General features: G+C 60.1%; 12 protein-coding genes. 5 read left to right on the top strand and 7 right to left on the bottom strand.

Annotated features, from left to right (window positions below; translation table 11 throughout):
* Positions 1–8: 8 nt before the first annotated feature.
* From ACGHIZ_RS04240 to rnd, 6 genes are all read right to left on the bottom strand, one after another.
* Positions 9–1,187 (bottom strand): acetate/propionate family kinase, encoded by a 1,179-nt coding sequence (locus ACGHIZ_RS04240; RefSeq protein ID WP_138374493.1) that lies wholly within the window; start codon positions 1,185–1,187, stop codon positions 9–11.
* A 147-nt stretch (positions 1,188–1,334) separates the two neighbouring features.
* Positions 1,335–1,670 (bottom strand): histidine triad nucleotide-binding protein, encoded by a 336-nt coding sequence (locus ACGHIZ_RS04235; RefSeq protein WP_035137921.1) that lies wholly within the window; start codon positions 1,668–1,670, stop codon positions 1,335–1,337.
* Positions 1,671–1,719: 49 nt separating this feature from the next.
* Complete coding sequence (gene xseB, locus ACGHIZ_RS04230) at positions 1,720–1,986, bottom strand: exodeoxyribonuclease VII small subunit (RefSeq protein ID WP_006234311.1); 267 nt, start codon at positions 1,984–1,986, stop codon at positions 1,720–1,722.
* Positions 1,987–2,028: 42 nt separating this feature from the next.
* A complete protein-coding gene (xseA, locus tag ACGHIZ_RS04225) occupies positions 2,029–3,480 on the bottom strand; it encodes an exodeoxyribonuclease VII large subunit (RefSeq protein ID WP_390449385.1) in 1,452 nt (483 codons plus the stop codon).
* Positions 3,481–3,595: 115 nt separating this feature from the next.
* On the bottom strand, positions 3,596–4,300 hold the full coding sequence (locus ACGHIZ_RS04220) for a zinc metallopeptidase (RefSeq protein ID WP_022094105.1): 705 nt from the start codon (positions 4,298–4,300) through the stop codon (positions 3,596–3,598).
* Positions 4,301–4,364: 64 nt separating this feature from the next.
* Positions 4,365–5,498: a ribonuclease D gene (gene rnd, locus ACGHIZ_RS04215; protein ID WP_390449382.1), complete on the bottom strand. Its 1,134-nt coding sequence runs from the start codon at positions 5,496–5,498 to the stop codon at positions 4,365–4,367.
* A gap of 98 nt (positions 5,499–5,596) precedes the next feature.
* Here rnd and ACGHIZ_RS04210 point away from each other — a divergent pair, with 98 nt between their 5' ends.
* The 5 genes from ACGHIZ_RS04210 to ACGHIZ_RS04190 all read left to right on the top strand — a co-directional run bounded on the left by ACGHIZ_RS04210 (position 5,597) and on the right by ACGHIZ_RS04190 (position 12,550).
* A complete protein-coding gene (locus tag ACGHIZ_RS04210; RefSeq protein WP_117820686.1) occupies positions 5,597–6,514 on the top strand; it encodes a diacylglycerol kinase family protein in 918 nt (305 codons plus the stop codon).
* 408 nt (positions 6,515–6,922) lie between these two features.
* A complete protein-coding gene (locus tag ACGHIZ_RS04205) occupies positions 6,923–8,872 on the top strand; it encodes a C69 family dipeptidase (protein WP_390449379.1) in 1,950 nt (649 codons plus the stop codon).
* Between the two features lie 400 nt (positions 8,873–9,272).
* Positions 9,273–9,845: a hypothetical protein gene (locus ACGHIZ_RS04200; RefSeq protein ID WP_390449376.1), complete on the top strand. Its 573-nt coding sequence runs from the start codon at positions 9,273–9,275 to the stop codon at positions 9,843–9,845.
* Positions 9,846–10,059: 214 nt separating this feature from the next.
* Entirely contained in the window at positions 10,060–11,811 is a 1,752-nt protein-coding gene (locus tag ACGHIZ_RS04195; protein ID WP_390449373.1) for an ABC transporter ATP-binding protein, read from the top strand.
* Positions 11,804–12,550, top strand: a complete 747-nt coding sequence (locus ACGHIZ_RS04190; RefSeq protein WP_390449370.1) for an energy-coupling factor transporter transmembrane component T family protein — start codon at positions 11,804–11,806, stop codon at positions 12,548–12,550. The genes ACGHIZ_RS04195 and ACGHIZ_RS04190 overlap by 8 nt, the downstream gene beginning before the upstream one ends.
* Before the next feature lie 125 nt (positions 12,551–12,675).
* On the opposite strand, the gene ACGHIZ_RS04185 is transcribed toward ACGHIZ_RS04190, so the two are convergent.
* Entirely contained in the window at positions 12,676–13,422 is a 747-nt protein-coding gene (locus ACGHIZ_RS04185; protein ID WP_373199815.1) for an aspartate/glutamate racemase family protein, read from the bottom strand.
* Positions 13,423–13,433: the final 11 nt, after the last annotated feature.

The raw sequence follows: 13,433 nt of genomic DNA, 5'->3' as shown, positions 1-13,433 counted from the left end.
TCTTGCAATTACTTGCCGTTGACGATGCGCTCGACGTCGGAAGCGATCATGAACTCCTCGTCCGTGGGGATGACGAAAATCTTGACCTTGGAATCCTTGGCGGACAGGCACCAAGCGCCGTCGCCACGCAGGGCGTTGCGGGCATGATCCATCTTGACGCCCATAAAGGCCAGACGGTCGGCCACGCCAGCGCGGACAGCCGGAGCGTGCTCGCCGATGCCGGCAGTAAAGACCAGGGTGTCCATACCGCACATAGAAGTAGCCATCTCGGCAACCTTGGCGGCAATCTTGTAGACAAACATGTCGAAGGCGAGCTGAGCATCGGGGTCACCAGCGGCGGCGAGCTCCTCGACGTTGCGGCAGTCGTTGGTCTTGCCGCCGGTCACAGCCAAAAGGCCGGACTTCTTGTTCATCATCTCGTCGACCTCGTCGAAGGTGTAGCCACCCTCGCGCTGCAGGTAGCACACGGTAGCCGGGTCGATGGAGCCGCAGCGGGTGCCCATCATGACGCCGTCGAGTGGCGTCAAGCCCATGGTGGTGTCCATGCACTTGCCGTCCTCGATGGCGCACAGGGAAGCGCCGGAGCCGATATGGCACACGACGACCTTGCGGGCCTCGCCGTTGGTCATCTCGGCGATCTTCTTGGAGATGTAGCGATAGCTGGTGCCGTGGGCGCCGTACTTACGGATGTGCAGCTTGTCGCAAACATCCTTGGGAAGGGCGTAGGTCTTGGCAACCTCGGGCATGTTGAAGTGGAAAGCGGTGTCGTAGACCGTGACGTTGGGCAGGTCGGGATACTGCTCCAGGCAGTACTCGATAACGTTGGCCTCGGGGTTGTTGTGCAGCGGCGCCAGCGGAGCGACCTCGCGGATCTTGGCGAGAACGTCCTCGTCGACGAGGGAGGAGTCGCCAAAGTACCAGCCGCCCTGAACGATACGGTGACCAATGCCCTCGATCTTGACGCCGTTGGCCTCGAGGTCCTTCAGAACGACCTCGATGGCGACCTTGTGGTCGGGGAACTCGATGTTCTCGGTCACCTTCTTGGAACCGTTGGCAGCGTGGGTGAAGGTACCGCCGGTAAAGCAGACGCGCTCGCAGGAGCCCTTTGCGGACACCTTGTGGGACTTGGTATCGATGACCTGATACTTAAGGGTCGAAGATCCTGCGTTGACGACCAGAACGTTCATGTGTCTCCCTACTAACAGGCGGTGTGGCGCCGCCAGGTTACATACGCTTCAATAATAAACCCAAACGCCCTCGCGCTCGGGTTTATTGCGTTGATATATAAGTTATCGGTGCCTGAGCTTCCGTTTCATTGCACGGAAGAGGCGTCCTCAGATGAGGTTCTCGCCCAGGTTTTTGCCGCCGAGGACGTGCATGTGGAAGTGCATGACGGTCTGACCGGCGTTGACGCCCTTGTTGGAGATGACGCGGAAACCGTCCTCCAGACCCTTGGCCTTGGCGACCTCCTGGATGGCGTGGGCCATGGCGCCCATGGTCTCGGCGGGCACGTTATCGGCGATGTCACTGTAGTGCTTCTTGGGGATCACGAGCGTGTGGACCGGCGCCTGGGGATTGAGGTCGTCGAACGCGATGACCTGGTCATCCTCGTAGACGACGGTCGAGGGGATCTCGTGGTTGGCAATTTTGCAGAAGATGCAATCACACATGGTTGGTTCCTTTCTCACAGACCAAGGTAATTATATTTGGTCGGGATGGTTAGAACGAGAGGTTGTCGTCGGTGTTGGCGGCTTCGCCGTCGGCGAGCACGTCGTTGCCGTCGACGTCCTTCAGGAGCACCGAGACCTTCTGCTCGGCATCGGACAAGCGGGTACGCAGGCTCTTGAGGAGCTCGACGCCGCGGGTATAGCTCTCAAGCGACTCCTCGAGCTCCATATCGCCCGATTCCAGGCTGCGTATGATGAGCTCCAACTCCTGCGAAGCCTGCTTGTACGTAAGCTGCTCGACCGGGGTCTTCTCTGCCATATCTGTTTCCTTTCCTAAAGGTTTATCGCTGCGAAACGCGGCCTACTCGACCGTATTGACCGTTGCCGCCACGTTGCCGTCTGCCATGCGCACGCGAATGGCGTCGCCCGGCTTAAAGGTCTTGGCACTTGTAGCCACGCCGTCAACGCTGTACGCGATGGAATAGCCGCGGGCAAGCACCTTGAGCGGCGACAGGGCATCGAGCGAAGCCGCTGCACGGCCCAGGTCGGACGCTGGCTTGCTGAGCATCGTGCGCCCCTGATGCTCCAGGCGGGAGCTTGCGAGCGTGAGCGCATGGCGCTTGCCATCGAGTCCTGAGGTGCTTGCGATCAAGCGCTCGGGTAGACGCTCAAAGTTGGAGCGGAATGCCCCAACCGAACGCGTTATGGCGCCGGACAAACGATCGGCCGTCAGGGCAAGCTCAGACTCGCGACGCTCAACCAATAACGTTGGGTCGTTGAGGCACGGGCGGCACGCAGCCGCATCGAGCGCATCGCCCAAGCGAGCCGTATAGGTATCCCAGGCACGGCGACCGCGCTGATCGAGCATCTCCAGGTCGACCTGGGCCGACCCAATCATCGATGCCATCGCGGCACCCAGACGCTGATAGCGCGCCTCGAGCACATCGGCCAACTCCGTCATAGCCGGCGCCACCGATTCGGCCGCCGCCGTAGGCGTGGAGGCGCGACGGTCGCTCACCATGTCGCAAATCGAGGTATCGGGCTCATGGCCAATGCCGGTCACCACGGGCACGGGGCAAGCCGCCACCGCGCGGGCAAGCTCCTCGTCATTAAAGGTCATGAGGTCCTCAAAGGAGCCGCCGCCGCGCACCAGCAAGATGCAATCGGGCGCCGGCGTAATGGCAGCGGCGCGGCGCAGGCCTTCAATGAGCTCTGACGGCGCACCCTCGCCTTGAACTTTAGCCCCCACGCAAACAAGCTCGACAAGCGGGTTGCGACGGCGCAGCGTGCGCTTGACGTCATCGATTACGGCACCCGAAAGCGAGGTGACGACCGCCACGCGCGAGCAGAACACCGGTATGCGGCGCTTGCGCGCTTCGTCCATCAGACCCTCACGGCGTAGCTTTTCGGCCAGTTGCGCCACTTGTTGACGCAGCAGGCCCTCCCCCGCCAGCGAGAACGAGCGAGCGACAAAGCTCATGCGGCCCGTGGCCTTATAGAGATTGAAGCTGCCCTTAAAGCTCACCTGCATGCCGTCGCGCAGATCGAACGTGCGCTTGAGATAGGCGCCCTTCCAGATGATGCAGTCGACGGCCGCCGAGTCGTCCTTGATTTGGAAGTAGCAGTGGCCGCTTCGGGCATTGGGACCACGGAAGCCCGTGACCTCGCCCAGGACGCTCAGCTGCGGAATGGCATCGAGCGCACCGGCAGCGATCTCTACCGCCTGACTCACGCTGAGCTCCTTGCGCTCCTGCTCATCCGAACCGTCGAACTCGGCGGAAACGGCATTGCCGGTCAGATTCCAGCCTGCCACGCAGCCTCCTTTCGTCATCGTGCACATGGGCTCCGGCCCTGCGCAAATTCAAGTCCAACACATAGTACAGCGCCGCGGGGACACAAATCTCCGCGGCGCCTGTCAAGCCAATTTGTTATCGGTTGGAGTTTCTGTTGTAGCGAGCCATAAGATAGAGCAGCTGAATGATCGAAGTGAGCGCTGCGGCAACATAGGTAAGCGCGGCTGCCGTCAGGACCTTCTTGGCACCGTTGACCTGCTTGGAGCTCATACCCGACTGCTCGATATACGCCACGGCGCGGCGGCTGGCATCAATCTCGACCGGCAGCGTAACCAACTGGAACAACACACTAAACGAGAAGAAGATCAGCGCGAGGGTCGTGAGTCCCGCGATGTTCATAAACAGACCCATGAGCAACACGATGGTCCAAGTGTTCTGGGTAAAGTTGACGACCGGCACGAGGGCTGTGCGTACCTTCATCATGGCATAACCACTTTGACGCTGGGCGGCATGGCCCGCCTCGTGGCAGGCGACGGCAACGCTTGCGACCGACCCGCCTGAACGGTTGGCATCAGAGAGGTACAGGTTGTTGTCCTGCGGGTTGTAATGGTCGGTGAGCTCGCCAGCGACACCCTTGATACCCACGGCGTTACAACCGTTGGCATCGAGCATGCGGCGAGCGACCGTGGCACCCGTATCGCCGTCCGAGCGAACCTTGGACCAGGTTTTGTACGTCGAGTTGATATAGTTCTGTGCGGCAAGGCCAAGCACCGTGCAGACAAGAACAACCAGCAGGTACAGCGGGTCGATGCCAAAGCCGTATCCATAGTAATAAGGCATGCGAATTCCTCCGAATCGAGTTACACGTTGGAGGCATTCTACCCACTCAAGCGGCTAGGCTTCCTTACAGCAATTCGATTTTTCCGTCCTTCACCGTCAACCCCATATTGCCGGAAAGCAGATCGTCCAGGCGCGAGCCCACAAGCTCAAAGCGCCAGCCTTCGCGCAAGGGGCTCTGCTCGGGATGCTCAATATAGTCGGCCAGGTCATCGCGCGAGGCAATGACCGAAGTCGCCACGCCCGAGCGCTCGGCAACCAGGCGGATGAGCGCGTACATCAGGTCCGTCACGCTCTCCAACTCCGGCGAAATCTGACGGTGCCCGCGCACCATGAGCGGCAGGCGATCGTGCGGGCAGCTCGCGCCGCGCTTGATGGCCATGAGCGCACCGTCCACGTCGCGCTCCCCCAACTGATCGGTGCCGCGAATGCTACGGAACTCCTCAACGCGCACGGGATTGCGCTTAACGAGCGCAAGCAGCGTGTCGTCGGACATGACCCACTTGCGCGGGATGTTACGGCGTTCGGCGCGGTCCTCACGCCAGGCGGCGAGCTCACGCGCGATGCCCAACTGGTGACGGCTGCACGAATTGATGCGTTTGACCTTGCGGAACGCCTCGTGGCGATCGGCGCGATAGTGCGACTCGTCAGCCAGCGGGCGCAGCTCGTCGAGCACCCAGCCCACACGGCCCAGCTCGCGCAGGCGGCTCATCATCTCGGTATAGGCGACGATCAGGTACTTGACGTCATCGATCGCATACTCAATCTGCTTATCGGTCAGCGGGCGGCGCGACCAGTCGGTCAGCGACTCGGTCTTGGGCAGCGATACGCCGCAGAACGTCTGAACAAGCGCGCCATACGAAATCTGCTGGCGCTCGCCCAAAAAGGCGGCGGCGACCTGCGTATCGAAAATCGGTCGTGGCAGCACGCCCACGGTATGGAGCATGACCTCCATATCCTGCGAGCACGCGTGGAAGACCTTGGTCACGCTCTCGTCGGCCATAAGCTCGGCCAGCGGCGAGAGGTCGTCGATCACCAGAGAGTCGACCGCTACGCTCTCGGCAGGGGTGGCAATCTGAACCAAGCACAGGCGCGGGTGGAATGTGCGCTCGCGCAAAAACTCGGTATCGACGGCAATCGCGTCGAACTCACGGGCGCGCTGGCAAAAGTCGAGTAGAGCCTGATGTGTGGAAATGTACATATCAACCCATCGAATAAGGTTAGGCCCGAAAAACACGGGTAGGATATCGGCATTGCCTTACAACTATACTCGGTTAGTCACAGAACGGGAACGTAAGTATGCGCTGCCTTATCATCCACAACCCGGCATCGGGCCCCAGCTCAGATGAAATCTACGCATTCACGCACGCCCTCGCGCAGGGCGGCGACGAGGTCGTGATGCGTTTTATCGGCGATGGCATGGAGCCCGAGGATGCCGTGGCAGACGTGCGCGAGTTTGATCGCGTGGTCGTTTCGGGCGGCGACGGCACCGTCTCCAACGTGCTCGACCAGATGCGCGGGTGCGGTGTCCCCACGCTCGTCTTCCCCTCCGGTACGGCCTGCCTGTTCTTCAACAACATCGGCAATGCCCCTGAGGCGGCGGCGCTCGCCAAGGCCTGCCGTGCCGGTCGCACGGTCAAAGTCGACATGGGCGAGCTCTTTTGGCTCGACGAGGACGGCAACGAGAAGCGCCACGGCTTTATCATCATCGCCGGCTCGGGCTTCGACGCCGAGATCATGATGAAGGCCGCCCCCACCAAAAACGACATCGGCGAGATCGCTTACTTCCTCTCCGCGCTCGCCACGCCCAATCCCACGGTGGCGCACTTTACGATTGAGCATGACGGCATTGTCGAGGAGCTCGACGGCATCTGCTGCATGGCCGGCAACACCTCGGTCATCCAAAACGACATCAACCTGTTCCCCGACTGCCGTATGAACGATGGCATGGTCGACATTGCGGTCATCGAACCCGTAAAAACTGTGCAGCTTCTACCGACTGTGATCACCGCCGCACTCGACCCCGCCGGCAAGGTACTCGGCCGCCCGCAGTTCAAGATCATCCAGACCAAGGAAGCCAAGATCACCTGCACCCCGTCGCTGGGCATGCAGTTCGATGGCGAGATTATCTCCAGCAATTCGGGCGTCTTTGGAGCCCGCGCGCTTCCGCAATGCCTCGACCTCATCGTCGACGAATTCTCCCCGCTCGGAAAATAGGAGGACCCTATGAACGACAATCCCCTGCTCGGCTTTATCATCATCGTTTTGGCCATGCTCGTCGGCTATGCGATCAACGTGATCCACCGCCGGAAGAAGTAATTCCACATTGGTATGATATTCATCCAATTATCGTCTCCCCTGCTGTTTATGCATTTGCCAAACAGCGGGGGATTTTCTTTGCGCCCCGTGCAAGGCGCTTTATTCAGGTAATGTAATTGCAGGACGTCTTTATTAAAGTAAAGCTACAAACCGAGTATAATTAACCACTCATCGCATATTTCATTACGCTTATCGAGTAAGTTTCTTTCATAGATGAATATTGTTTCCAGTTCGTTACGCTAATGGGGTGTCTTTATTGGCTGAAGCTCTCTGGCAACGGAGAGCTTTCGCACGCTGGGAGGGAAAATGAGGAAAACTCACCCCGTCAACGCGCTCAAAAAGCTTGGCATAGGCCTCGCCTTTGGAGCTGCAACCATCATGTCCATGCCGACGTCTGCGCTCGCCTGCACGCAGATCTACATGGGCGGCAAGCTCACGGCGGACGGCAACACGTACTACGGCCGCGCCGAGGACTTTGGCAAGCGCTATCTTAAGCACTACGGCATCGAACCTGCCCACGAACCTGGCTTTAAGTACAGCTCGATTGAATCTGCTTTTGAATACACTTCGAACAAGCCTACCTATCGCTACAGCTATGTACGCGACCACCCCTCCAACTGGATGGGTCGCACCGACGCCTACTCCGAGGCCGGCATCAACGAGAAGGGCGTCTCCTGCTCCGCCACGCTAAGCACCTCCTATAACGAGGAGGCCGCTGCAGCAGACCTCATCGATGAGGAAGTGGGTCTGGGCGAGTACAGTTACGGCAGCATCATCCTGGGCGAGAGCGCCACGGCCCGCGAGGACGTCGAGCTTCTCGGCAGCCTGATCGATGATCAAGGCGTCTGCACCAACGACCAGATCATCATCGCCGACAACAACGAGACCTGGCTGTTCGCCACACTTTCCGCCCATCAGTGGATCGCCATGAAGCTCGCTGACGACGTCGCGTCGCTCAACCCTAATATCGGGAGCCTCAACTACGATGTCGACCTCAATGACACCGAGAATTGCCTCCACTCTGAAAAGATCCAATCCATGCCCGAAGAAAAGGGTTTCGCCAAATACTCCGCTGACGGCAAATTCGATGTCGCCCAAACGTATGGCGAAAGCCTCGCCGATTCCGGCGTAAACCAGTGGTCCCGCTATGTGCAAGGCCGCGATTATTTTGGTAGTCAGCTGACCGAAGGCACAGATTACGACATTATCACAGTAAAGGAGAAAGGAAAACCTGACCAAAAGGGAGCCATGGTCAGCGAAATCCAGCCCCTGTTCTTCAAGCCTGGCAAGTCTGGTTGGAGCACTTTCGAGTTGATTCGCGCCTTCGGCAACCGCGGCGAGAACGTCCCTGGCCTCAACGCGAACACTGATGGTGTTTATTGCATCGGCAGCGAGCGCAACACCGAGATCAACCTCTTCCAGATTCGTCGCGGGTATGACCCCGAAGTCGCTACCATCCAGTGGGAAATGCTCTCCCGCGCCGCGTACTCCGTCGCCATCCCGTTGTACTCCGCTCTGATAACTGAGGTCAGCCCGTACTTCAGCGATCAGACCGTCTCCTTCGATCACTGCAAACAGACTGACGTCGTGTACAACGAGGAGCCCGAGAACTCAATCAACTACGTCCTCATGGACATCAGCTCGCTCTGCTTTGAGAACCCTGACACCCTTGGTATCAGCGTCCGTGCCTACCTCGATGCGCTCCAGAACGAGCTCATCGAGCAGAACAAGGAAGTTGACGCCGCCATGCTAGCCGAGACGACCACCGAGGGCCGCACTGCCCTGGCCAACAAGGCCGGCAAGGCTGCTACCGAGAACACCTACAAGAAGTGCAAGGCCCTGCTCCAGGAGATGCGCGCCTATCAGAAGGCCGAAAACTTCGACCAGCCCTTCACCCCGAGCGACCTGAACACCGAGATCAACGGCCTCAAGGTGTCCATCACCTACGCCAAGGACGCTCTTGCCACCGACCCGGTAACCCCGGATCAGCCTGGTACTCCTGAGCAGCCCGGTACTCCTGAGCAGCCCGGTACCCCCGAGCAGCCCGCTAAGCCCGAGCAGCCCACCACCAAGCCCGAGAAGCCTGGCAAGTCGGACACCACGACCACGGTAACCACCAACAAGACGAACACCAAGGGCGGCCTGCCCACCACCGGTGATCGTTTTGATGGCCGCATGGTGGCCGCATTCGCCATCGCTGGCGTTGCCGTCATCTCCGCGGGCGGTTACTTCCTCTACCGTCGCAATAAGGAGTAACGTCTTAGCTGAGCGGACAAGGCAGCAATGGCAGCCTCGCCCGCTCAGCCCGCTCTTTTGACCGGCGGGAAACCCGCCTGAAATCTTTTCAAAAAAGATTTCCCCGCACACACTTCGCTGTGCTATAGTGTAGCGCAACAGCAACTAGGTGCGACCGCGCCACGGCGTCACGAAAGGAGCCACCAACATGAAGAACACGATGAAGTCTCTCAACAACTGGTGGTGGCGTGAGGCGAATACGATCGGTCGACAGTGAGTCCCTCACGCCTGTTTTTGCGCTCTAGGTGATTGGAAGGCCTCCGGTTTCGACCGGGGGCCTTTTTCTATCTCGAGCCCGATCGCATTCGCATCACGCGCCTCCGCTTTTCTCTTGCACTCCCATTCCGAAAGGATTTTCACCATGTCTCAGAACACCACCGCCACCCAGCCCCGCACCGTCCAGACCGCCGACCGCGGCAAACTCGACGTCCGCGCCCTCGTCCTGCTCGCCATCCTGCTCGCTGCCGGCTTCATCCTCAACTTCACCGTCGGCAAGGCCATCTCGGGCATCTCGGGCGGCATGATCAGCCCCGAGTTCATCATCTCGGCCTTCTGCCTCACCATCCTGGTCGTTCGTCCCAACATCGGCCAGGCGCTCGTCATTGGCCTCATCTCGGCTGCCGTGATCCAGATCACCACCACTTCGCCGTTCGTCGATTTTGCCGCCGAGGGCATCGCCGCCATGCTCATGGCCGGCATCGTCAACGCCGCCGGCAAGAACGGTCAGGTCAAGCCAGCCATCGCCATTGTCGCAACCTTCCTGACCACCTTTGTCTCCGGCGTCATCTTCATGATCATCAAGATGGCCATGCTCGGCGTGGTCGGCGAGCTCGCCGCCGCCATGCTGCCCGTCGTTGCCATGACCGCCGTCTTTAACGCCATTCTGGTCGGCGCCCTCTACCTGCCCATCCAGAAGGCTCTTAGACTCAACTAACCCGCTCGGCTTTACGAGCCACCCCATCTTGGCGTTCATTCGTCGCTCGCGTACCCAAGTACGCTTCGCTCCTCTTTCTCGCGCCAACCTGGGGCCCCTCGTAAAGCCGTCTCCGTGCTTCACCACCAAAAACTGTCCCAAACAACGAGCTTTTGGGGACGTTCTTAAACGACTAGTCATTAAAGAACGTCCCCAATGACTATGAAAGGTATCCATGGAAACGATCATCAACGTCGACGATGTCTCGTTCTCCTATGGCACGCAGACCGAGCAAGCGCTCAGCCACATCTCGCTCAGCGTGAACAAGGGAGATTTCATCGGCATCATCGGACCCTCGGGCGCCGGCAAGTCCACGCTTGCCGCCTGTCTGTCGGGCGCCGTGCCCCACCACTACACCGGCACGTTCTTTGGGTCCGTCATGGTCGACGGCCACGACACCTGCGAAGTCTCGCTCACCGACGTGTCGCAAATCGTCGGCAGTGTGCTGCAGGATATCGACACGCAGATGGTCGCTTCGGTCGTCGAGGACGAGATGCTCTTTGGCCTCGAGAACTTTGGCGTTCCCCACGACCAGATCAAGCAGCGCGTGAGCGAAACTCTCGAGACCGTCGGCATCAGCGACCTGCGCGACCGCGAGATCGCCACCCTCTCGGGCGGACAGAAGCAAAAGGTAGCCATCGCCGCCATCCTCGCCATGCGTCCGCGCGTCTTGGTTCTCGACGAGCCCACCGCGGCACTCGACCCCGCCAGCTCCACGTTGGTCTTCGAGACGCTGCGTGAGGCAAACCGCGCACTTGGAATCACCATCGTCGTCGTCGAGCAAAAGGTCGCCCTGCTCTCGGAGTACTGCAACCGCGTGCTCGTGCTCAACCATGGCGAAATCGCGCTGCAGGGCGAGCCACACGAGGTCTTCGCACATACCGACGAGCTCCGTGCCATCGGCGTCGACTGCCCTCGCGTCACGCGTATCTTCAATAGCCTCGAGGCCGATGGTCTGGTAAGCGGTACCCCTTGCTTGGATGTCGATGAGGCCGAACGCCTGATTTCGGGCATCGTCGACCCCGCACACGCAGCCATCGAAGCCCAGGCGCCCACCGGTTCCCCGCATGCACCGTCGTTGCGTCCTCATGCCAAGGACGCCGAACCCGTGCTCACCTTCGACCATGTTGAGTTTGCCTATCCCAATGGCGGCGCCGCCGTACACGACCTTAGCCTGACGCTCTATCCTGGCGAGCTCGTGGGCATCGTCGGCCAGAACGGTGCCGGCAAGACCACGCTCACCAAGCTGCTCACGGGCCTGCTTAAGCCCGCCTCGGGCAGCGTGCGCGTTACGGGCCTGGATACTGCCGCGGTCCCCACGAGCCGTATCGCCCGCGAGGTCGCAACGCTCTTCCAAAACCCCGACCGCCAGATCTGCAAGGACACCGTGCTCGACGAGGTCGCCTTTGGCCTGGAGCTTGCCGGCATCGACCGCACCGAGGCTCTGCGTCGTGCTCAACTCGTCATCGACCGCTTTGGCCTGCCTGCCGACGAGGCGCCCTTCTCGCTGTCGCGCGGCCAGCGCCAGATGGTGGCACTCGCCTCCGTCGTGGTCGTAGAACCCAAAATCGTCGTGCTCGACGAGCCCACGAGCGGCCTTGACTACCGCGAGTGCATGACCGTCATGGAAACCGTGCGTACCATGGCCGAGCGCGGCTGCGCCGTAATCATGGTCTGCCACGACATGGAAGTCGTCTCCGACTTTGCCGAGCGCATTGTGGTAATGGCCGACGGCTGCATCCTCGACCGCGGCCGCACGCACGAGCTATTCTCGAACATCGATCTCATGCGGCGTGCCTACGTGGAGCCTCCCCAGGTTATTGAACTCTCGCGCCGTCTGGCATCTTCCGTCTCGCCCGCTTTTGCGCAGGTGAGCGAGGTCACCGATGTCGTTCGAATTGCCAAGGAGATGGTCCACCGTGGTTAACGTCATCGACTACATGTCGGGCGATACGCTGCTGCATCGCCTGAATCCCGTCGTCAAACTGGGCCTCGCCGCCGCCATCATCGTCGGCATCTTCTTGTCCGACACCTATGTGGCGCTGCTGGGCTTTTTGGCACTCACCCTTGCGCTGGGTGCCTATGCCGGCGTCGTCGACCGTCTGTTCTCGCTGCTCAAGTTGCTGATTCCGCTCGCGCTTATCATGCTGGTGCTCCAGCTGGCCTTTATGCGCGATGGCAACGTGGTGTGGGGCTTTATCACCGACACGGGTCTCATCACAGGATCGAAGGCCTGTCTGCGCCTGCTGGGTGTGGCGTTACCGCTCATCCTCATGCTCATGGTGACCAAGCTCAACGACCTTGCCAACGCCTGCGTCGAGGTGCTGCACGTGCCGTATCGCTATGCCTTCACCTTTACCACGGCGCTGCGCTTTGTGCCGGTGTTTGGTCAGGAGATGAACGCCATCATGGAGGCGCAGACCGCACGCGGCGTCGAATACGACACCAAGAACCCCATCAAGAAGCTTAAGCTCATGCTGCCACTGTGTGTGCCACTGCTCATCTCGAGCGTGGGCAAGACCGATGCCACAGCCTTGGCGGCAGAACAGCGCGGCTTCTATCTGCGTACGCGCGCCAGCTCGTACAAGCGCTACCCCATCAAGGGCCTGGACATCGCCGTGCTCATCGTCAGCATCGCCCTCATCGCCATCGGCTTCCTGTTCTAGTTCACCACCGACAGCATCCGCCCAACGCAAAAGGCCTCGGCTCGCACCAAACGAGCCGAGGCCTTTACTGTTTCACCAGATAAAACCTACCAAAATTAACCTGTCCCTTTTTGACAGGTCGGAAGCTAGAGGCGGTAGGGAGCGCCGCTACGGATGATGGATTCACGCACCAGGACATCCATGGCGTCGAGGGTGATCTCGGGAATCTCTCGGTACTTTTGCAACACCGAGAGCTCGGTGCAGGCCAGAATGACGCGGTCGCAGCCGCTACGGGCGAACTCCCACATCACGCGGTCGAACTTATCCATATCGGGCTCACGTCCGGCCTTCACATCATCGTAGATAAGCGACATCACATCGTTCTGACGTTTCTCGCTGGGATAGACGACCTCAACACCCGCAGCCTTACATTCGCGGCCGTAGACACCCGCGCCCACGGTTCCGTCGGTGCCCATGATGCCAATCTTGTGCACCGGCTCGGCCGGCATACTCAGGTTGGGGTCGAACTCGCACTCCCCCATCACCGCACCGGCCAGAGCATAGCGCACCGACTCACGCGGCATGTGGATAATCGGCACCTTCGTAAACGACTGGATCTGGTCGTAGAAGTAGTGCGACGTGTTGCAGGGAATGGCAATGTGCGCACAGCCCAGCGACTCGAGTGCCTGGGCACACTCTTTCATGGTCGCCAGCAGCTTGGCATGCTCGCCGGTCTTAATGGCCAACGTGCGGTCGGGCATGGTCGACTTGGAGAGCACCACCATGTCGATATGTTCCTGATCGCAGGCAGCAGCCGTATGACGCACCACCTGGTCGTAGTAATACGACGTGGCCTCGGCGCCCATGCCGCCGATAACTCCCAGCTTTTCCATCGCCGCCTCCT

The organism is Collinsella sp. i05-0019-G5 (assembly GCF_042851345.1).
Classification (GTDB): Bacteria; Actinomycetota; Coriobacteriia; order Coriobacteriales; family Coriobacteriaceae; genus Collinsella.
Note: the sequence above shows the minus strand (reverse complement) of the source record. Positions and strands in the feature narration are given on the sequence as shown.